This is a genomic window from Alkalinema sp. FACHB-956 (assembly GCF_014697025.1).
Taxonomy (GTDB): domain Bacteria; phylum Cyanobacteriota; class Cyanobacteriia; order Leptolyngbyales; family Leptolyngbyaceae; genus Alkalinema.
This window is the reverse complement of record NZ_JACJRC010000019.1, coordinates 93,327-110,707: the sequence shown is the minus strand read 5'-3', so window position 1 is coordinate 110,707 and position 17,381 is coordinate 93,327. Positions and strand designations below refer to the sequence as shown.

Below are 17,381 nucleotides of genomic sequence, written 5' to 3'. Positions count from 1 at the left end.
GCCGCTAAGGCTACTTTGGCTTTGAAGTCGGCGCTGTATTGTTTGCGTTTATTGCCCATGAAATACTCCTATCACAGTTTGAGTTTTCAGAGCTTAACTACCTGTCCAGTTTTTGGGGTCCACCGTAGACATAGCCCAATCACAAAAAGTATATTTTCATGAAATCTGACAATGCTCCCTGCCTAATCTCAAAAAAACAATGAGATCAATGCCCCTTCTCTTGACTCAAGATCGGTCGGCATGGGAGTAGTGCAATGATCGATATTCATATACCTCCCTTGATTGGGGTTCTAATTTGAGTGAGGCTCCTACAGGTTGCAACCTTACCCAAGCAACCTGTGGGGCACCTACGCTTTTACGACTGCCGCGGCCGATCTCGACTTAATATGTGAATGTATGGCCTGTTGAAATCATAATTTCATCGGCTGATCCAATAAATCCTATCCACATTCCTATCCACATACAGCAGCGCGATCGGCGATCGCTCAGCCTTCAGTATCAACAATGTTAGAAGCTGGTATGGCTAGAAGCTGGCATTGGCGTCATCGGTTTCTTAGCAATCCAATACTTACTCATAAAATGAACTTGTTCAGTAATCTCTACAAATCCGGCACTATGTAGGCGATCGCTGATGTCATCCTGAATATAATTCCTGTAGAAAGGCTCATGGAAATTCTCTGCAAAATTCTCCATCACAGGAACCAATTCTGGAGAATCACTCATTTGAATGGAATCACAAATGATGAAAGATCCACCGGGCTTTACGACTCGAAAACACTGGTCAATTACCTTCTGGCGCACTGGCGCAGGCAATTCATGGAAAAGAAACACACAGGTAACGGCATGGAAGTAATTCTCCACATAGGGCAATTCCTCCGCATTACTCTGGGTAAGTTGCGGCAACTCTCCCGGCAACTCGGATAACACCTGATTGGCCTTGCGTAGATAGGCAGGAGAAAGATCCGTGCCGTAGAGCGAAGCCTGAGGCAACATTCCCCTCATCATGCGCAGAGTTCGTCCCGTCCCGCAGGCCACATCCAGGATTTTGACGGCCTTCGGCGCAACATCACTCAAGGCTTGCAAACTGGTGCGTAATGGCGCAAGAATCCGGCGACGCATGGCATCGGCAGAGCCGTTAAACAGCAGTTCGACTTGTAAGTCGTAAACATTGGCGGAGAAATCACTGAAATACCCATCGGTTTGATGATGGAAATTGCGCACGTAGTACTGGGGATAGCCGCTGGTATCGACGCTGGGTGAAAAGTCTTGAAATTGCTGTTGATTGGCGCGATTCCAAATCTGTACTGAATCCAAACAGACCAAGGGATAGAACCGCAGAAAATCGCCCCAGGGATGATCGAAGAGCAGTTCCTTGGGATAAATGCCTTCTTCCGCATCCTGCCAGTCGATCGCCTGCAATTGATCAACCCGTTGCTTGATCTTGGCAAATAACTCAGGGCTCAGGGGTTTGGCGGCGGAGTCCCGCTTGGGTGCAATGATCCCAGTGGGCGAGATCGCGTTCAAAACTCGGGTACTGAGGGTTTTGTGGGTCAGTCCAAACACACTTTTAGTCTGTTGCAGTGCTTGGTAAGCCAGTTTGGTTAGGGGATCAGATGGGGTTAAAGGAGTAGACATCGTTCACCGTCGCGACAAATCGCAATCAACTGTTACCTAGCGTAACGAATCTTCATAATTTATCGCAAAAATTAAGGTGATAGTCTCTGCAAATCTCTCTAACCGCGCACTTTAGCGCTCATCTCAGCACTATTGGTACTCATAAATCAAACACTATTCCAGCACTATTGATGCTCATAAATTTCGTAGGCTTCCACAATCCGCTGGACAAGGGGATGGCGGATTACATCGGCTTTGGAGAAATAGCAGAACTCAATGCCTTCCACCGATCGTAGAATTTTCTCAGCAATTTGGAGCCCCGATGCCTGGTTTGGCGGCAGATCCGTTTGGGTTAAATCGCCCGTAACCACCATCTTCGACTTGAACCCTAGCCGCGTCAGTAGCATTTTCATTTGTGCTGGCGTTGTGTTTTGCGCCTCGTCCACAATCACAAAGGCATTGCTCAGCGTACGTCCCCGCATATAGGCGATCGGGGCAATTTCGATCACCTGCCGTTCCATCAAGTTGGTAATTTTCTCAGGATCGACAAATTCATACAGGGCATCGTACAGGGGACGCAGATAGGGATTGACCTTCTGTTGCAAATCTCCTGGCAGGAAGCCCAACTTTTCCCCCGCTTCCACCGCTGGCCGGGTTAGGATTAACCGCTCATATTCGTTATTCAACAAAGCTTGGATTGCTAAAACCGCTGCCAGATAGGTTTTTCCGGTTCCCGCAGGCCCAATGCCAAAGGTTAAACTATGCTTCCGCACCGCTTCCACGTATTGGCGTTGCTTAAAGGTCTTGGCACGAATCACATCCCCCCGACGATTGCGGGCCAGCCCATCCGCTTGGATCGCTTGAAAGGCTTCTTCCTGGTGGGTATCGAGGGCATGAATTGCTGTTTTAATATCCACTTCAGAAATGGATTGGCCAACTTTCCAACCAAATTCTAGGGCACTAAAAATTTTCTGAACCCGTGTAATTTGACTGGCTGTTCCAGAAATCATGATTTCCTGCCCTCGTAAAACCAGGGTTGTGCCCGTTTGCCGTCCAATCAGTTTCAAATTGCTCTCTTGATCGCCAGCCAAGGCGATCGCGCTTTCAATACTGGGCAGGGGAAAGGTCAAGATTTCGGGCATAGGATCGGGGGGTGATGTCTCTGTAGAGTAATGCGACTCAAGTGAATGCCATCAAGGCAACTGTAACCGAGGTAGCTCTAACCGAGGTGGCTCTAACCGAGGTGGCTCTAACTAGGGCTAAGTAAAAAACACCCGAAGTGAACCTTCTGGGTGTTCTTTTATCTTATGCAATTTCAATCCAAGCAGGCGTTGGTAAATCACAAAGCACGCTAGAGATGACTCTAGGGACGATGCTTACGGGAGGCTTCCAACTTACGCTTGCGACGGAGGCTAGGCTTCTCGTAGCGCTCACGACGCTTGACCTCAGACAAAATGCCAGCTCGTTGAATTTTTTTCTTAAAGCGGCGCAGAGCAGATTCGATGGACTCGTTTTCACCTAAACGAATTTCAGCCATACTGTTTCACCTCCTTAAAGTCTTTCAAAGAAAAACCATGAATAGCTAAGCAAAACGGTTTCAGACCAATTAAGAATTCAAAATGAAAAATTGAAACTTGATCACTTTACGAGCGCATCTGTTGCAATTTTTAACATTGAGATGGAACTGAAATTTGTTTGTCAACCTAACTGACCCGCATCTTAAGGCCGGTCAGCATCATGACTTGTCCCGGTAAGGCTTTGAAGAACGTCGTTGAGGCATCGATCGCTCATTTTCCTGAGGCTGGCCACCATACACCTCAAACCGAATCGTTTGGTTTGCAGCTTGGGCAATGCCATCCAAAACCCTTCGAATCGCTTGGACATTGCGTCCCCCACGACCAAAAGCTCGTCCCCGATCGTCTTCATGGAAAGCAACCCGCACCCAAACCCTCGCCTTTGCCGCAGAAATTTCACAATCAACTCGAAGCAAATCGGGGTGATCTAAAAACGGCTTCAACAGAAACCGGGTGAGTTCTGCATAATCCGGCGCAACGGATGGGGTTTGAGGAAGCGTAGCAGCCTGTGCCATCAAGATAATCCGGTGACTAGGTGATTCGGTAACAGCGATGGGGTTACTTACTCAAAAGATTCGCTTTCGTGAGGATGCCCCGCACGGTATCCGTGGGTTGTACCCCTTTCTTCAACCAATCGGAAATGGCTTCTTCGTTCAGCCGGGTTTCGTTGGCGCGGGGATCATAGAAGCCCACTTCAGCAATGGGACGGCCATCCCGACGGGAGGTGCTGGGGGCCACAACGATACGATAGCTAGCCCCACGCTTCTTACCAAAGCGCTTTAATCGCAGTTTGAGCATGTCTAGAAAAGTTGACTCCTGTGATGGTTCATCGAAAAACAAGCAATCAGCGAAGAATCGAGCAAACCCAACCGATCGCCGGACTCAACATCAACAGCTCGTAGGGAATAGCTCATCGCCAGTCTATGATTCTAGACCATTCCTGAGCATTCGTCACGGGGGGCAGGCATTTCCGATCGGACTACAGTGTGCCAAAGCCTTTTTTCTTCTTGTCCTTTTTGCCTTTTTTAGGCTGCTGGTAGCCGCCCTGGTAGCCACGGAAACCGGGTTGGGGGCGGTAGGGATTCCCCGTAGGCATTCCCCCGGTCATTCCGGGCATCCCCATTCCGGGGAATCCCCCCATTCCGGGCATCCCACCCCGGCCCATCTGCTGCATCAAGGCCCGCATTTTTTGGAAGTTGGCCACCAGGTCGGAAACATCCTTTTCCGTATGGCCGGAGCCCTTGGCAATGCGTTTGCGGCGGCTGGGGTTATTGGCCAACAGGTCGGGATCGCGTCGTTCCTCTAGGGTCATGGAGCCAATCATGGCCTCAGCCTTTTTCAACTGCTGTTCGCCCTGGCGCAGTTGGTCTTCGTTGACCATTTTGTTCAGCCCTGGGATCAGCTTCATGACCCCCCCGAGGGAACCCATGTTTTTCAACAGCCGGGTTTGTTTGAGGAAGTCGCTAAAGTCGAACTTGGCTTCGAGGATTTTTTCCTGGAGTTTTTCGGCTTCGGAGAGATCAATTTCTTCCCGCGCCTTTTCCACCAAGGTCAGCACGTCCCCCATGCCCAGGATGCGGGAGGCCATGCGATCGGGGTAGAAGGGTTGTAGGGCTTCTACCTTTTCGCCGACGCCGATAAATTTGATCGGCTGGCCGGAAATTCGCCGCACGGACAGGGCGGCCCCCCCGCGCGTATCCCCATCCATTTTGGTCAGAATTGCGCCGGTAACCCCAATCTGGTCATGGAAAGATTTGGTCAAGCTGGCGGCTTCTTGCCCGGTCATGGCATCGACCACCAACAGCACTTCATGGGGCTGTACCGTGGCTTTAATTTGGGCCAGCTCGCCCATCAGGGTTTCATCAATTTGTAACCGACCTGCCGTGTCGATAATCACGGTGTCAACGCCGTCGGCCTTGGCTTTTTCCACCCCTTGGCGGGCAATTTCCACAGGATTCGCGTCCGTCCCCAGTTCAAAGACGGGCACGCTGATTTGTTTACCCAGGGCTTTTAACTGGTCGATCGCCGCTGGTCGGTAGATATCTGTGGCGACCAGTAAGCAACTGCGATTTTCCTTGCGCAAATGTAGAGCCAGCTTGGCCGTTGCGGTGGTTTTCCCCGTCCCCTGTAGCCCTGCCATGAGGACGATCGTCGGTTTGCTCTCAGCTTCAGCGAGGGGGACATTGGCCTCCCCCATGACCGCTAGCAGTTCGTTGTAGACGATTTCAATAAACTGCTGGTCGGGCCGTACCCCCATGATGACTTCTGCACCCAGGGCTTTTTCTTCCACTTCGGCGACGAAGTCTTTAATGACTTGCAGGTTAACATCCGCCTCTAGCAGTGCCCGTCGCACTTCCCGAAGCGCGTCTTTAATGTTGGCCTCGGAAATTTTGTCTTGGCCTCGGAGTTTTCTCCAGGCTTCTTCCAAGCGATCGGAAAGTGCATCAAACATAGTGGTGTGTTGAATCTAGTGGTGTTTTGGATCTAGGGGTGTCTTGGATCGAGGTTGATTGTGAGAATCTGGCGATCGCGCAACTTAGCCAGGGGGCGATTCTCCAGAGGCTAGTACTCTAGGGTACACTGGGCACCAAACGTCTATCAATGCTTCCCATGGTGCGCGAGGTCATTGCCCGAATTCAAGCCTTCAACCAGGGACGGATTCCCGAACTCGTCCAGCGCAAATATGCAGCGATGGCAGAAGATCCGTTGGCTTTTCTGCGGGGAACCTGCCATTTGTTCTATGAAGATCTGACGACTACAGCGGCATCTCCTCTCGCCGAACTCAATGCAGCGCCCCTGGTTTGGATTTGCGGCGATCTGCACCTGCAAAACTTTGGCAGCTTTAAGGGCGACGATCGCTTAGTTTATTTCGATATCAACGACTTTGATGAAGGGATATTGGCTCCCTGTACCTGGGATTTAGTCCGCTTTGTCACAAGTATTCGGGTTGCGGGTCAGATCCTGGGGCTAGATCTGCCGGATATCGTCTGCCTCTGTCAGGCGTTTCTCACCGCCTATACCGCTGCGATCTCCGCAGGCAAGGCACGCACGATTCACCGCGAAACAGCAACGGGCTTGGTGGACGACCTGTTAGAAAGCTTGAGAAAACGCAAACGAGCCGATTTTCTGCGCGATCGTACTGAAAAAGGCAAAAGTCTCCGTTTGATTCCCAATAAAGTGACCCCTGTGTCCCCGGAAACCTGCGATCGGATCCGTAATTTGATTCAGACCTGGGCTGCCACGCAAACGAATCCCGAGTTTTTTGAAGTGTTGGACGTGGCCCATCGCATTGCAGGCAACGGCAGTTTGGGGGTAGAGCGCTACTTAATTCTGGTGGCAGGACAAGGGTCAGCCAAAACTCGTTATCTCTTGGATCTCAAAGCGGCTCGATCGTCGAGTTTGCAATCCTACGTCAATCCCCTTCAGCCTCAGTGGACTACTGAAGCTGAGCGCGTTGTAGCACTCCAGACCCGCTTTCAAGAATCCCCCCCAGCCCTGCTCAATGCGCTGAGTGATGGCAAGCAATCCTATACGCTGCGGGAACTGCAACCCACGGCTGACAAGGTTGATCTCACTGCCAGCCAGGGCAAGGTCAAAAAACTGACCAAGGTGATTCGCACCATGGCCGAAGTGACTGCCTGGGGCCAACTGCGGAGTGGAGGGCGTCAAGGCAGCGCGATCGCCGATGATCTCATCCAGTTTGCCCAATCTGCTGCGGACTGGCAGCCCCAGATTCTGCACTATGCGGAACAATACGCCACCCAGGTTGAGCAGGATTACGGAGTTTTTCGCGATGGGTATGCTGCCGGAGCTCTAACAAGATAAGCAAATCTACGGTTATGCCCCCATGGCTACATCCAGACAATGGAGACAAGGTAAAGAAACTTAACATTGCTTTCATCTACCATGTCTCTTCAGATGCGCCCCCTAACCGACGTTTCCCCCTTGCTCAATCCCAACCAACCTAAGTGCTACATCCTGCAAAATCGGCAACAATACCGTAGCTGCTACGTTACGCTGGCCGACGAAGCGAAACCGATCGCGGCGATCGAGTATCAAGATGCCTACTTCAGCTTTTTCAAAACCGTGGCCGATCGTTCCCGGGCCGAGCAATTAGCTGCGAAGTTGCTGAATAAGGGAAATTCGCTGGTTATGGTGGAAATTCCCCGAGGTGTTTCCCTTTGGATCCATGAACTGGATGCTCAGCCGGTGCTGCGTCAGCCTAAGCGGAGGGGCGATCGTGTTTCTTCTGATCCAGTCGCCGTTCTGGGTGTGAATGGGAACTATCGCCCCTGCCAAATCCAAGTGCCGGATTTAGACAAGCCTTTGACAGGACTGGTTTACGCGAATCAGTACTACAGTCTCCTACGCATGGTACGGGATATGGCCCAAGCGCAGTCCCTGGCCCAGCGATTGATTTCACGAGGGAACCAGGCATTGATTACTGAAAATTCCTATGGTTATTCCGTTTGGGTTTGGGAACCGGATGCCCAGGTGCTCACCTAGTTGCACGCCTAGGGTGAATGGGAGGTGACTTCGATCGTGGTGTGAGGTTGCAGGACGGCCAATAGAGACGATCACCCCGGACGGTAACGGCATAGCACCGTCAATCATGATGCAACCATGACACAACCATGACGCAAAAAGCTGGATCTAGTTCTAGATCCAGCTTTTCCTGTGGGATGCCTAGGTGGTGAGCCTTGGGGAGCAATGGTGCTGTTGTTCTCCCTGAGATCGTCTTTCCACCTAGTATTGTTCTTCCCTAGATATTTTTCTCAGCCAGGGAACGGGCCATGTATTCGAAGGGCTCGTCCACAATGCTAGCGGGGCTGATCCCAGCCGCAGCCACTTGTTCCCGCACGATGTCCTTCATGATCTGGATGCCGCGTACCGTGGGGCCGACGGGGACATCTAGGGAGTTATAGGTTTCCCGGAGCCCTTCCAGAACCCGTTCATCTAGGACATCGCTGTCCCCCGCAACCAAGGCATAGCTGGCATAGCGCAGGTAGTAGTCCATATCCCGCAGGCAGGCAGCATAGCGGCGGGTGGTGTAGGCATTCCCGCTGGGGCGAATCAGTTCAGGCACTTCTTCAAACAGTTGAGAGGCCGCCTGTTTGACGATCGCCGATGGATTGGAGTTGATGACGGCAGCAGCCTGAACCCGCGCCATACCCGTATCGAAATAAGCCTTGAGGCTTTCGATCGCGGTTCGATCGAAATATCGCCCTGTAATGTCGTAGTTTCTAATCAGGCTTGTTACTGCGTCCCGCATGAAACTCTTCTCCCGAATGATCCCAAATACAGATTTATCGATTGCAACCTTTCTTTAAGAAGGTGGTTGAGAACCCTCAGCTCAACCCACAGCAAGAAGCTGAGCTACTAATCAGCAAGTAATTAAGGGTCAGTTTATCACGTGAGGTTGGAGGTAAGGGGAGCCCCCTCCTAATACTGTTTACTAAACGTTACGATTCAGGCCGCTGCTTTTTTACGATTCACGACCTCTGCGGTTGGAGGGCAGGTTAGCCCTGACAGTTTAAGGTTGAGTTATAAGATGCGCTAGACATGGCTATAAGATTTAATTATATTAAGCTAGATTGTCACGGCTGTGGCCACCTCTGCTAGCCTTCGGGATGCAGGAGCGTTATTGGTCAGAGCGTTGGGGGTCAGAGCGTTGGGGGGCAGAGTGTTGGGGGGCAGAGTGTTGGGGGCAGAGCGCCAAAGGGCCAGAGCGCAAGGGGCCTTCCTAGACAGAATTGCTCCCTGCAAGAATCGAGCCTTAAGATCGATCGCCCTTGAATCGCATCTCGCCTTAAGTTGTGAAAGATTTAAGTTGCGAAAAATGAAGTTGCGAAAAATGTAGATCCAGACAAAATCTTGAAAAAGACCCGGCTTTTTAAGGGAATCCCAAAGCTTGTCTTAAATTTAGAGAGAATCTTGTATTTGGTATACTTTGCTACAAAATACAGGGAGTCAAGTCCATAGGATGATGCAGGTGATTAAAAGCGTCTATCTTCAGGAAGAGTCGCAGCTGCAAATTTTTCTTCCTTTAGAGATTCATGATGCGGTTGTTTAAATCCGAAGACTTACGAATCTCTTGTAGGGTCTGATGTTTAAACTTCCTAAAAAGTTAGTCACTCTGTCCGATTGGGGCGAAAAGTTCTACCCAAGTTCCCCAAGCGTTGTTACTCACTCACTGCGATGGTGGAACGGGTGATAGCTAGCTGGGCTGAATTTGTCTGTGCGTTCCAGAGGTCGATGCATTTCGAAGACGCACGTCATCGCTAAATTGAGCAAGATACGAACGATTTCAAGGAGTATTTCATGGCCACCCCGCAGGAGATCCTGGCGCAACTGGGCGAAGGGAAAATCGAATTAGTCGATCTGAAATTTATCGACACCCCAGGGATTTGGCAGCACCTTACCCTGCACTACGACCAAATTGATGAGAGCAGCTTTACACTGGGCGTGCCCTTCGATGGTTCTAGTATTCGGGGTTGGAAGTCCATCAACGAGTCGGACATGATGATGGTGCCCGATCCCAGCACTGCGTGGATCGATCCGTTCATGGAAGTGCCCACCCTCAGCCTGATCTGCTCGATTAAGGAGCCCCGGACTGGCCAAGCCTATAGCCGTGACCCACGATCGATCGCGCAAAAGGCTGTAGATTACGTGCAAGCAGCTGGTTTCGGCGATACGATTTTCTTCGGGCCAGAAGCTGAATTCTTCATTTTTGATGATGTCCGTTACGACCAAAACCAGCATGAAGGCTACTACCACGTAGATAGCTCTGAAGGGATTTGGAACTCTGGTCGCCAGGAGCCCGGCGGTAACTTGGCGTACAAGCCTCGGAACAAAGAAGGTTACTTCCCCGTTGCGCCCACCGACACCTCTCAAGACATGCGGTCTGAGATGCTGTTGCTGATGAAGAAGCTGGGTGTGCCGATCGAAAAACACCACCACGAAGTGGCAACGGGCGGCCAGTGCGAATTGGGCTTCCGGTTCGGTACCCTGATCCAAGCGGCTGACTGGTTGATGACCTACAAGTACGTCATTAAGAATGTGGCACGCAAGTACGGCAAGACCGTGACCTTCATGCCCAAGCCGGTCTTTGGCGACAACGGTTCTGGGATGCACTGCCACCAGTCCATCTGGAAAGATGGACAAAACACCTTCGCGGGTGACCAGTATGCAGGGCTGAGCCAAAACGCGCTGTGGTACATCGGCGGTATCCTGAAGCACGCACCTTCCTTGCTGGCCTTCACCAACCCCACCACCAACTCCTACAAGCGTTTGGTGCCTGGGTTTGAAGCGCCGGTGAACCTAGCCTACTCCCAAGGGAACCGTTCTGCTTCCGTGCGGATTCCCCTCTCCGGTGACAATCCCAAGGCGAAGCGCTTGGAGTTCCGTTGCCCCGACGCAACCTCCAACCCCTACCTGGCCTTTGCTGCGATGGTTTGCGCAGGGATTGATGGGATCAAGAACCAAATCGATCCGGGCGAACCGTTGGATGTGGACATCTACGAACTGTCTCCGGAAGAATTGGCGAAGGTTCCTTCCACGCCGGGTTCCTTGGCAGAAGCGCTGAAGAATCTGGAAAACGACCACGAGTACCTGACGGCGGGTGGCGTGTTTACAGAAGACTTCATCCAATCCTGGATCAGCTACAAGCTCGATCGGGAAGTGATTCCGGTTCAAATCCGGCCTCACCCCTATGAGTTCATGCTCTACTACGATTGCTAAGCAGTAGATGGCAATTTAACGATCGCTGCATCGTTGCGATCGGAATTGATTAATTAAGCAAGGGCAGGTAGATCCTAGATTTACCTGCCCTTGTTGTATGGATTGTTGGCGCTAGTTGTCATGGGTTGTTAGGGGAAAGCGCGTTGCCTTAGACCAGAAGTGTTACGCTGGATAAGCCGTTTTTTCTGCCGTTGTCCTGTGGTGTCTCCCTTCGCTGCTGAGCGTTTATTATTTACGCCTGCTACTTCCACTGCCGATGCTATTCCGTTAATTTTTGCGTTTCCCAATGAGTACACGATTGGGATTACGAGCTTGGGTTACCAGGTGGTGTGGGCAACGCTGGCGGCCCGATCGGACTTGGCGGTGAGTCGGCTGTTTACGGATCTGCATGAGGCATTACCGACGCAGCCGGAGATTTTGGGATTTTCGGTGTCCTGGGAATTGGACTATGTCAATATTCTGGCGATGCTGGAGCAGTTGCAGATTCCCATTTGGAGTCGCGATCGCACCGATTCCCATCCGATCGTCTTTGGGGGGGGGCCGGTTCTGACGGCTAATCCGGAACCCTTTGCGGACTTTTTTGATGTGGTGCTGTTGGGCGATGGGGAGATTTTGTTGGATGCGTTTATTAACGCTTATCAAGAAGTGCGCCATGCCGATCGGGCGACGCAACTGAAGTATTTGGCGCAGGTACCGGGAATTTATGTGCCGAGTTTGTATGAGGTGACCTACGATGGTGCGGATGGTGCGGTTTTAGGGATTGCACCGATCGAGGCGATCGTGCCGGCGCAGGTGCAAAAGCAGACCTATCGGGGCAATACATTATCGGTGTCCAGTGTCGTGACGGAGAAGGCGGCCTGGGAAAACATCTTTATGGTGGAGGTGGTGCGCAGTTGTCCAGAGATGTGTCGCTTCTGCCTTGCCAGTTATCTGACGTTGCCGTTTCGGCCTGCCAGTTTAGAAGAGTCGTTGATTCCAGCGATTCAGCAAGGATTGGCGGTTACGAATCGTTTAGGATTGCTGGGTGCATCGGTGACGCAACATCCAGAGTTTGATTTGCTGTTGGATTATTTGAATCAGTCCCAGTACGATGATGTTCGGCTAAGTATTGCGTCTGTGAGGACGAATACGGTTACGGAAAAGTTGGCAGAAACGTTGGTGAAGCATGATACCCGATCGATCACGATCGCGGTGGAAAGTGGCAGCGATCGCATTCGTAATGTGGTGAATAAAAAGCTGACGAATGATGAAATTATCAATGCGGGCATCAATGCTAAAGCGGGTGGTTTAAGTAACATTAAGCTCTATGGAATGGTGGGAATTCCCAGTGAAGAATTGGATGATGTGGAACAAACGGTTGCAATGCTGAAGGCGTTGAAAAAAGCGGCTCCGGGATTACGGCTGACTTGGGGTTGTAGCACGTTTGTGCCCAAGGCCCATACGCCGTTTCAGTGGTATGGGGTCAATAAGCAGGCGGAGAAGCGTTTACAGTTTTTGCAGAAGCAATTGCGACCCCAGGGCATTGAGTTTCGGCCTGAGAGTTTCAATTGGTCGGTAATTCAAACGTTGTTGTCACGGGGCGATCGACGGTTGTCGCAGCTTTTGGCGTTGGTGCGGCATTATGGGGATACGTTGGGCAGTTATCGGCGGGCTTTTAAGGAGTTGAAAGGTCAGTTGCCGGATTTGGATTTTTATGTGTACGACCAGTGGCCGATCGATCGGGTGTTGCCTTGGAGTCATTTGCAGGGGCCGTTGCCGATCGGGACGTTGCAGAAGCATTTGGAAATGGCGCGATCGTATTTTTAATGCCGATGCCCAAAAGTTAGGTTCTGCAATCCATCCACCACTTCAAAAACCGGGATTTTCAAAAAATCCCGGTTTTTAGCGTCGATCGTCTTTACTCCAAGATCCGATCTCGTTCCATCATGCTGATGTATTTCCAATCGGAGCCGAGGACGGGGATGGGGGGACTCCAGCGAATGCGTTCGCAAAAGTGCAGGACTTGCAGTTGATTGATGGTGGCTTGGATTTCTTCGCGGGTGCCGAGAAGGTAGAACTGGAGCGGTCTGCGGGCGTCGTCGATCGGGCGATCGTGGTCGCTCATGCCAATGAACATGGGATTTCTCCTAAGTGGGGTGATGGGAGGAAATCCCAAAAATTAAAGCCACCCTTTTGCGCAGGACAAGTAGGGTGGCCCGATCGAATGTTACAATCCGTGTCAGACCGCCTAGCTGCCGTTATCAGCTTCGGGGTTTAGCTGCCTTACGTTGTTGCAAGCAACTGGGGCAGCGCCTTAATTTTTGGGGTCGTAGCTGATTCAATCGGGACTTGATGCACACGGTTGCATTCAGCTATGAAAACTAAGCCTAGGGGTAAACTGAGGCGCTGTCAACTATTTTGCGATTGTTTGCAAGGTTGTGATGTTTAGTAATGTGGCATCTGGCAACGGCGAGGTGAGGTGCGTGAGCAGGATGCGGAAGGGTCATGGCTGGGTTAGGATAAAAATTTTGATCAGTCGTGAACGGTATGATTCTCATCCTGCATAGTCGTGCCACCCCTGAACAAATGCGGGCGATGCTCGAAGTCTTGGGGGTTTATGTTAAGTTGGTAGCGGACATCGATCGCAATATTTTGGCGGGAGGTGGAGAGCTACATGCAGACTGTGAACAAGTCTTGCTAAAAAATGGTAGCCGTCAGACTGACCTTTGGGGTGCTGATTGGTATCCGTTTAACCAGACCGTTGGGCATGAATCAATTATCAACATTCGACCCAGTGCCAATAATCGATCGATGGAAATTCAAGATCCAATCATTCGATCTAAAGTGAATGATATTATTTATCGTTTTTTGGGTGGTGTGCAATGGCAATAAATTGGGACACCTTAAAACAACGCTATCTCCAATCCGATCGCGCTGCGCAATTAGAAAGTATTACGCTGAATTTAACTCGTATTCAGACTTTGGCGAATAGTATTGATGATGGGCAGGTTGCAAAGCATTTGGTCAGAGAAAGTCAGTTTTTTATTGAATGGACAGTACCAACGATCGACCTTGAAACGGAGATTAGTATTGCGACAGAATTAGTTAATCTTCAGCGGGAACTGAGTGATTGGAAATTAGATTGGGAAAAGCGTTGGACAAGTGCTGAAGATCGGATTTCTTTGGCTACGAAAGCGCAACAGTGGTGCGATCGATTACAGGTTTATGCAATGTAATATCCAGGTAGTACTCAACGTTATCGATCGAGTACGTTTTGATTAGGTTGGAGTTTGCTGGGTTCCGCCAGAATATTGGTATAGAGAAGATAGTGCATGATTTACCACCGAGGTTCTTGGTTTACTGGGGTTTGATCTCGGATGGTTGCCCAAATATCCTCGGCGTTGGGGTCGAGTTCTTCCGGCGATATATTTCGACGAACTTCGTCGATCGCGTCTACGATGGTCATTTTTTGGGTGGAGGCTTCGTCAACGTCTTGAGATGGGAGAGCTAAGCTTTGGGCAATGACCTGAATGAGTCGAATCCGTTCGTTACGATCGAGCATAAGCAGTTCTTGCTCTAGTTCCTGAATCGTCATAATGATTCTCCCTCAAGCGATCGACTGCTCTATTCTAACCTCTGCTAAAATGCGTCATCTATTTTGTTGATTTTCTGAAGACGGTTTTGCTTCAGGACTATGATTGCTGCCTGGTACTTCGTTTTTTCTAGATTCAATTTCTTCTAGAAAAGTTGTTCTAGATCTCGATAGCCACTTATGATTCTCACAATATCAATACCGTCTGGCCTGGGATAATAAAAAATCAGGTAGTCTTCTACAGGGGCACCTCTGAGATTGGGAGCGAGTTGATTGTATGCCTTACCCATACTAGGAAATTGAGCGAGGAGCTTTGCCTTTTTTCGGATTGCATCAAACGTTTTGCTGGCGGCCCAGTCGTTGTTTTGAGAAATATACTGGCAAATAGACTCTAAGTCCCGAATGGCTTCTGCGGAGAATGAATAGGTATTCATGATTCCGTGGAAAAGCCATACTGAGTTTGTAACCGATCAAAGACTTGTTCCCCGTCAGTGACTTCTCCGCGTTGAATTTGTTCAGTCCCAATCTCAATCATTTGTTGGAGTTCGCGTAGTTTTTGGTGCTTGGCTGCGAGAAGGGCGATCGCATCGTTAATGAGATCGTCTGGGTTGATGTATGCACCGGATTCGAGCTGTGTCTGAAGAAATGCTTGTTGTTCGGGTCTCAAGGTAATATTCATCTCAGTCTCTTATAAATCACGTTAGCCTGCCTCTATTCTAACTTCTCCATCTAGGTGTAAAATCGCTGCGTAAAGTGTTGCCAAATCCCCCATCAGGGCTGCCTGTGTGCGCTGGGCTAGCAGGTGGAGCCTTAAGAACTTACATTATCCAGGATTCAACCCGTAGTGTTGAGACTTGCTGCATTCGATCGAAATCACTGTCCGCCGAAACCAAAATAAGCTGATGCTGAATCGCTGTAGCCGCAATCCACAGATCGTTATCATCAAAACCAATTGTTTGAATTCGTGTTTTACGGCGCTGAGCTTGATCTTTTGGCCCAAACGTCCTGAGCAGTGAAGCTTTGAGTGAGGCATAGGTATTACTGATATCCGCACTAATCGGATACAGATCAAATCGTTCCAGAAAGCCTTGAATCTGATTTAGATTTTCAGTTCTTTGAGCGGAATGTTCGGCCATGAAACGCAGCTCACCTTGGACAATAACACTAATTGCAACGCCTTCATTACGACGGCTGAGAATTTCCTGAATCACTTGCCGATCGCCTGCAATAATCTGGCTGCAATGGTTGGTGTCAAGCAGATACATCGTTACTCGAAGGGTTGGGGAGCAGCGCTAAAATCGGTTTTACTGCGGGTGGCATAGACGTTTTCTAAACAATCGGCTAAATCTTCACCCGCCCAAGTGCCCGCAAATTCAAGTAAGTCACCCAGTTTTGCCCCACGCTGAATTGGGACACCACTGGCAGGTGGCAGTGCGGTTTGATGTTTGCGCGATCGTACCCATTCGATCGCTGCTGTGATCAATTCTTCATCAGCGGTTTCGAGTTCTTGCAGTAAGGTTTCTTTCAGAGTCATGGGGCTTACCCGAATCGATCGGCTAGATGTCTCCAGTCTAGCGCATCCTCCCGTGCCTAACCTCTACCCCAAGAATCGCCTCCCCCGGACTTCCCATCCCCCTATTCCGCCTTCAGCGTTCCTACTTCCGCCTTCCCCCTACGGCCATTGCCCACAAATCCGCTTCATCTCTTCCACAATTCCCCTCATTGCGCCTTCACCGCCTAGGTGTAAAATTGCGGGATAAAGCGTCACTAAATCACCCAGCAGGGCTGCCCTTGTGCGGTGGGCTAGCAGGTGCAGGTAGGCTTGCCAGTCGGTGCGCGGAAGGGAAGCGAGGGGGAGGCGGGGGAGGTATGATAGAAAACAAAAGCCCAGTCAATCCCGATCGATAAAATGTCTGCAAAAGACCGATACCATGACGCAGTGAAGACAGCTTTGTTGAAGGAGGCATGGAATATTACTGCCGATCCTCTGAGGTTGAAGTTCGAGGATGAAGATGAAGTGAGAATTGACTTGGGAGCAGAAAGACTACTTGCAGCGGAACGTGACAATGAAAAAATCGCTGTTGAAATCAAGAGCTTTTTGAGTGAGTCTGCTTTGTTTGATTACCATGCAGCCTTAGGACAGTTTTTGAATTATCGGTTGGTGTTGCAAAGTGTGGAACCCGATCGCAAACTATATTTAGCAGTGCCACTGATTGCCTATGAGATGTTTTTCCAACGTCCATTAGCGAAAGCCTCAGTGCAAACTTATGGGGTGAAGCTGCTCATTTACAACCCAATTGAGGAGGAAATTGTCCTATGGAAGGACTAGAGCAATATCGAGATATTATTACAGCGCTTTTGGCTGAATATGCTGGGGGTGAAGTGGTACAGGCTGATTCAGAAATTCAGACTATTTACGATCGCGATCGTGATCACTATCAGCTAGTGAGTTTAGGATGGCAAGGGAATCGACGGTTTTATAGTGTGTTGATGCATTTGGATATTAAGAATGGGAAGGTTTGGATTCAGCGGAATGAAACCGATCGATTGATTGCGCAGGCGTTGGTGGAGCGGGGAGTGAGGAAGGAGGATATTGTGTTGGGATTACAGCCGGAGTATGCCAGGGCAGATACAGGCTACAGTGTCGCCTAGAATGCTTTTTCCGCCTTCAGCGTTCCTACTTCCGCCTTCCCCCTACGGCCATTGCCCACAAATCCGCTTCATCTCTTCCACAATCCCCTGCATTGCGCCTTCACCGCCTAGGTGCAAAATCGCTGGATAAAGTGTCGTCAAATCCCCCATCAGGTCTGACCGTTTGCAGTGGGCTAGTCTGTAGAGCATGAGGCAGAAGCATTCGAACAAAATTTTATTAAGAAAAAGAA

General features: G+C 50.2%; 23 protein-coding genes. 9 read left to right on the top strand and 14 right to left on the bottom strand.

The window, feature by feature from the left end:
* Positions 1-507: 507 nt before the first annotated feature.
* The 6 genes from H6G21_RS18430 to ffh form a co-directional block, all read right to left on the bottom strand.
* Positions 508-1,635 carry a class I SAM-dependent methyltransferase gene (locus tag H6G21_RS18430; RefSeq protein WP_190574874.1) on the bottom strand — a complete coding sequence of 376 codons (1,128 nt, stop codon included), beginning with the start codon at positions 1,633-1,635 and terminating at the stop codon, positions 508-510.
* Between the two features lie 164 nt (positions 1,636-1,799).
* A complete protein-coding gene (locus H6G21_RS18425) occupies positions 1,800-2,756 on the bottom strand; it encodes a PhoH family protein (protein WP_190574873.1) in 957 nt (318 codons plus the stop codon).
* Positions 2,757-2,977: 221 nt separating this feature from the next.
* Positions 2,978-3,151, bottom strand: a complete 174-nt coding sequence (gene rpsU, locus H6G21_RS18420; RefSeq protein WP_190574872.1) for a 30S ribosomal protein S21 — start codon at positions 3,149-3,151, stop codon at positions 2,978-2,980.
* Positions 3,152-3,349: 198 nt separating this feature from the next.
* Positions 3,350-3,703 carry a KH domain-containing protein gene (locus H6G21_RS18415; protein ID WP_190574871.1) on the bottom strand — a complete coding sequence of 118 codons (354 nt, stop codon included), beginning with the start codon at positions 3,701-3,703 and terminating at the stop codon, positions 3,350-3,352.
* Positions 3,704-3,746: 43 nt separating this feature from the next.
* Complete coding sequence (gene rpsP, locus H6G21_RS18410) at positions 3,747-3,986, bottom strand: 30S ribosomal protein S16 (protein ID WP_190574870.1); 240 nt, start codon at positions 3,984-3,986, stop codon at positions 3,747-3,749.
* Between the two features lie 181 nt (positions 3,987-4,167).
* Positions 4,168-5,640, bottom strand: a complete 1,473-nt coding sequence (gene ffh / locus H6G21_RS18405; RefSeq protein WP_190574869.1) for a signal recognition particle protein — start codon at positions 5,638-5,640, stop codon at positions 4,168-4,170.
* A 158-nt stretch (positions 5,641-5,798) separates the two neighbouring features.
* Here ffh and H6G21_RS18400 point away from each other — a divergent pair, with 158 nt between their 5' ends.
* The gene (locus H6G21_RS18400) at positions 5,799-7,013 is read left to right on the top strand and encodes a DUF2252 family protein (RefSeq protein WP_190574868.1); all 1,215 of its coding nucleotides are present in this window, start codon (positions 5,799-5,801) and stop codon (positions 7,011-7,013) included.
* A gap of 81 nt (positions 7,014-7,094) precedes the next feature.
* On the top strand, positions 7,095-7,694 hold the full coding sequence (locus H6G21_RS18395) for a hypothetical protein (RefSeq protein WP_190574867.1): 600 nt from the start codon (positions 7,095-7,097) through the stop codon (positions 7,692-7,694).
* Between the two features lie 256 nt (positions 7,695-7,950).
* Here H6G21_RS18395 and apcB read toward each other — a convergent pair whose 3' ends face one another.
* The gene (gene apcB, locus H6G21_RS18390) at positions 7,951-8,460 is read right to left on the bottom strand and encodes an allophycocyanin subunit beta (RefSeq protein WP_190574866.1); all 510 of its coding nucleotides are present in this window, start codon (positions 8,458-8,460) and stop codon (positions 7,951-7,953) included.
* Between the two features lie 1,049 nt (positions 8,461-9,509).
* Here apcB and glnA point away from each other — a divergent pair.
* Together glnA and H6G21_RS18380 are read left to right on the top strand one after the other, a co-directional pair.
* The gene (gene glnA, locus H6G21_RS18385; protein ID WP_190574865.1) at positions 9,510-10,928 is read left to right on the top strand and encodes a type I glutamate--ammonia ligase; all 1,419 of its coding nucleotides are present in this window, start codon (positions 9,510-9,512) and stop codon (positions 10,926-10,928) included.
* A gap of 198 nt (positions 10,929-11,126) precedes the next feature.
* Entirely contained in the window at positions 11,127-12,734 is a 1,608-nt protein-coding gene (locus tag H6G21_RS18380) for a radical SAM protein (protein ID WP_190574864.1), read from the top strand.
* A gap of 91 nt (positions 12,735-12,825) precedes the next feature.
* Here H6G21_RS18380 and H6G21_RS18375 read toward each other — a convergent pair whose 3' ends face one another.
* Complete coding sequence (locus H6G21_RS18375) at positions 12,826-13,044, bottom strand: hypothetical protein (RefSeq protein WP_190574863.1); 219 nt, start codon at positions 13,042-13,044, stop codon at positions 12,826-12,828.
* A gap of 410 nt (positions 13,045-13,454) precedes the next feature.
* Between H6G21_RS18375 and H6G21_RS18370 the strand changes: the two genes are divergently transcribed.
* Together H6G21_RS18370 and H6G21_RS18365 are read left to right on the top strand one after the other, a co-directional pair.
* On the top strand, positions 13,455-13,799 hold the full coding sequence (locus H6G21_RS18370; protein ID WP_190574862.1) for a DUF5674 family protein: 345 nt from the start codon (positions 13,455-13,457) through the stop codon (positions 13,797-13,799).
* Positions 13,790-14,143: a hypothetical protein gene (locus H6G21_RS18365; RefSeq protein WP_190574861.1), complete on the top strand. Its 354-nt coding sequence runs from the start codon at positions 13,790-13,792 to the stop codon at positions 14,141-14,143. The genes H6G21_RS18370 and H6G21_RS18365 overlap by 10 nt, the downstream gene beginning before the upstream one ends.
* A 101-nt stretch (positions 14,144-14,244) precedes the next feature.
* Here the strand turns inward: H6G21_RS18365 and H6G21_RS18360 are convergent, their stop codons facing one another.
* The 5 genes from H6G21_RS18360 to H6G21_RS18340 all read right to left on the bottom strand — a co-directional run bounded on the left by H6G21_RS18360 (position 14,245) and on the right by H6G21_RS18340 (position 16,033).
* On the bottom strand, positions 14,245-14,502 hold the full coding sequence (locus H6G21_RS18360) for a hypothetical protein (RefSeq protein WP_190574860.1): 258 nt from the start codon (positions 14,500-14,502) through the stop codon (positions 14,245-14,247).
* 143 nt (positions 14,503-14,645) lie between these two features.
* The gene (locus tag H6G21_RS18355; protein ID WP_190574859.1) at positions 14,646-14,933 is read right to left on the bottom strand and encodes a type II toxin-antitoxin system RelE/ParE family toxin; all 288 of its coding nucleotides are present in this window, start codon (positions 14,931-14,933) and stop codon (positions 14,646-14,648) included.
* Entirely contained in the window at positions 14,930-15,178 is a 249-nt protein-coding gene (locus tag H6G21_RS18350) for a type II toxin-antitoxin system ParD family antitoxin (RefSeq protein WP_190574858.1), read from the bottom strand. The genes H6G21_RS18355 and H6G21_RS18350 overlap by 4 nt, the downstream gene beginning before the upstream one ends.
* A 139-nt stretch (positions 15,179-15,317) precedes the next feature.
* The gene (locus H6G21_RS18345; RefSeq protein ID WP_190574857.1) at positions 15,318-15,764 is read right to left on the bottom strand and encodes a type II toxin-antitoxin system VapC family toxin; all 447 of its coding nucleotides are present in this window, start codon (positions 15,762-15,764) and stop codon (positions 15,318-15,320) included.
* A 2-nt stretch (positions 15,765-15,766) separates the two neighbouring features.
* A complete protein-coding gene (locus H6G21_RS18340; protein WP_190574856.1) occupies positions 15,767-16,033 on the bottom strand; it encodes a DUF2281 domain-containing protein in 267 nt (88 codons plus the stop codon).
* Between H6G21_RS18340 and H6G21_RS18335 the strand changes: the two genes are divergently transcribed.
* The 3 genes from H6G21_RS18335 to H6G21_RS18325 all read left to right on the top strand — a co-directional run bounded on the left by H6G21_RS18335 (position 16,032) and on the right by H6G21_RS18325 (position 17,151).
* Positions 16,032-16,259 (top strand): hypothetical protein, encoded by a 228-nt coding sequence (locus H6G21_RS18335; protein ID WP_190574855.1) that lies wholly within the window; start codon positions 16,032-16,034, stop codon positions 16,257-16,259. The two genes, H6G21_RS18340 and H6G21_RS18335, sit on opposite strands and share 2 nt — an antisense overlap.
* A 149-nt stretch (positions 16,260-16,408) precedes the next feature.
* Positions 16,409-16,828, top strand: a complete 420-nt coding sequence (locus H6G21_RS18330; protein ID WP_190574854.1) for a XisH family protein — start codon at positions 16,409-16,411, stop codon at positions 16,826-16,828.
* On the top strand, positions 16,816-17,151 hold the full coding sequence (locus H6G21_RS18325; protein ID WP_190574853.1) for a XisI protein: 336 nt from the start codon (positions 16,816-16,818) through the stop codon (positions 17,149-17,151). Before H6G21_RS18330 ends, H6G21_RS18325 begins: the two co-directional genes overlap by 13 nt.
* Before the next feature lie 42 nt (positions 17,152-17,193).
* Here the strand turns inward: H6G21_RS18325 and H6G21_RS18320 are convergent, their stop codons facing one another.
* Entirely contained in the window at positions 17,194-17,340 is a 147-nt protein-coding gene (locus H6G21_RS18320) for a hypothetical protein (RefSeq protein WP_190574852.1), read from the bottom strand.
* Positions 17,341-17,381: the final 41 nt, after the last annotated feature.

Coding starts and splice junctions, on each gene's coding strand:
- H6G21_RS18325 (WP_190574853.1), top strand. CDS start 16,816: ATGGAAGGACTAGAGCAATATCGAGATATTATTACAGCGCTTTTGGCT.
- glnA (WP_190574865.1), top strand. CDS start 9,510: ATGGCCACCCCGCAGGAGATCCTGGCGCAACTGGGCGAAGGGAAAATC.
- H6G21_RS18375 (WP_190574863.1), bottom strand. CDS start 13,044: ATGTTCATTGGCATGAGCGACCACGATCGCCCGATCGACGACGCCCGC.
- H6G21_RS18320 (WP_190574852.1), bottom strand. CDS start 17,340: ATGCTCTACAGACTAGCCCACTGCAAACGGTCAGACCTGATGGGGGAT.
- apcB (WP_190574866.1), bottom strand. CDS start 8,460: ATGCGGGACGCAGTAACAAGCCTGATTAGAAACTACGACATTACAGGG.
- ffh (WP_190574869.1), bottom strand. CDS start 5,640: ATGTTTGATGCACTTTCCGATCGCTTGGAAGAAGCCTGGAGAAAACTC.
- H6G21_RS18335 (WP_190574855.1), top strand. CDS start 16,032: ATGGGGCTTACCCGAATCGATCGGCTAGATGTCTCCAGTCTAGCGCAT.
- H6G21_RS18400 (WP_190574868.1), top strand. CDS start 5,799: ATGGTGCGCGAGGTCATTGCCCGAATTCAAGCCTTCAACCAGGGACGG.
- H6G21_RS18415 (WP_190574871.1), bottom strand. CDS start 3,703: ATGGCACAGGCTGCTACGCTTCCTCAAACCCCATCCGTTGCGCCGGAT.
- rpsP (WP_190574870.1), bottom strand. CDS start 3,986: ATGCTCAAACTGCGATTAAAGCGCTTTGGTAAGAAGCGTGGGGCTAGC.
- H6G21_RS18360 (WP_190574860.1), bottom strand. CDS start 14,502: ATGACGATTCAGGAACTAGAGCAAGAACTGCTTATGCTCGATCGTAAC.
- H6G21_RS18350 (WP_190574858.1), bottom strand. CDS start 15,178: ATGAATATTACCTTGAGACCCGAACAACAAGCATTTCTTCAGACACAG.
- H6G21_RS18340 (WP_190574856.1), bottom strand. CDS start 16,033: ATGACTCTGAAAGAAACCTTACTGCAAGAACTCGAAACCGCTGATGAA.
- H6G21_RS18425 (WP_190574873.1), bottom strand. CDS start 2,756: ATGCCCGAAATCTTGACCTTTCCCCTGCCCAGTATTGAAAGCGCGATC.
- H6G21_RS18355 (WP_190574859.1), bottom strand. CDS start 14,933: ATGAATACCTATTCATTCTCCGCAGAAGCCATTCGGGACTTAGAGTCT.
- rpsU (WP_190574872.1), bottom strand. CDS start 3,151: ATGGCTGAAATTCGTTTAGGTGAAAACGAGTCCATCGAATCTGCTCTG.
- H6G21_RS18370 (WP_190574862.1), top strand. CDS start 13,455: ATGATTCTCATCCTGCATAGTCGTGCCACCCCTGAACAAATGCGGGCG.
- H6G21_RS18330 (WP_190574854.1), top strand. CDS start 16,409: ATGTCTGCAAAAGACCGATACCATGACGCAGTGAAGACAGCTTTGTTG.
- H6G21_RS18345 (WP_190574857.1), bottom strand. CDS start 15,764: ATGTATCTGCTTGACACCAACCATTGCAGCCAGATTATTGCAGGCGAT.
- H6G21_RS18365 (WP_190574861.1), top strand. CDS start 13,790: ATGGCAATAAATTGGGACACCTTAAAACAACGCTATCTCCAATCCGAT.
- H6G21_RS18430 (WP_190574874.1), bottom strand. CDS start 1,635: ATGTCTACTCCTTTAACCCCATCTGATCCCCTAACCAAACTGGCTTAC.
- H6G21_RS18395 (WP_190574867.1), top strand. CDS start 7,095: ATGTCTCTTCAGATGCGCCCCCTAACCGACGTTTCCCCCTTGCTCAAT.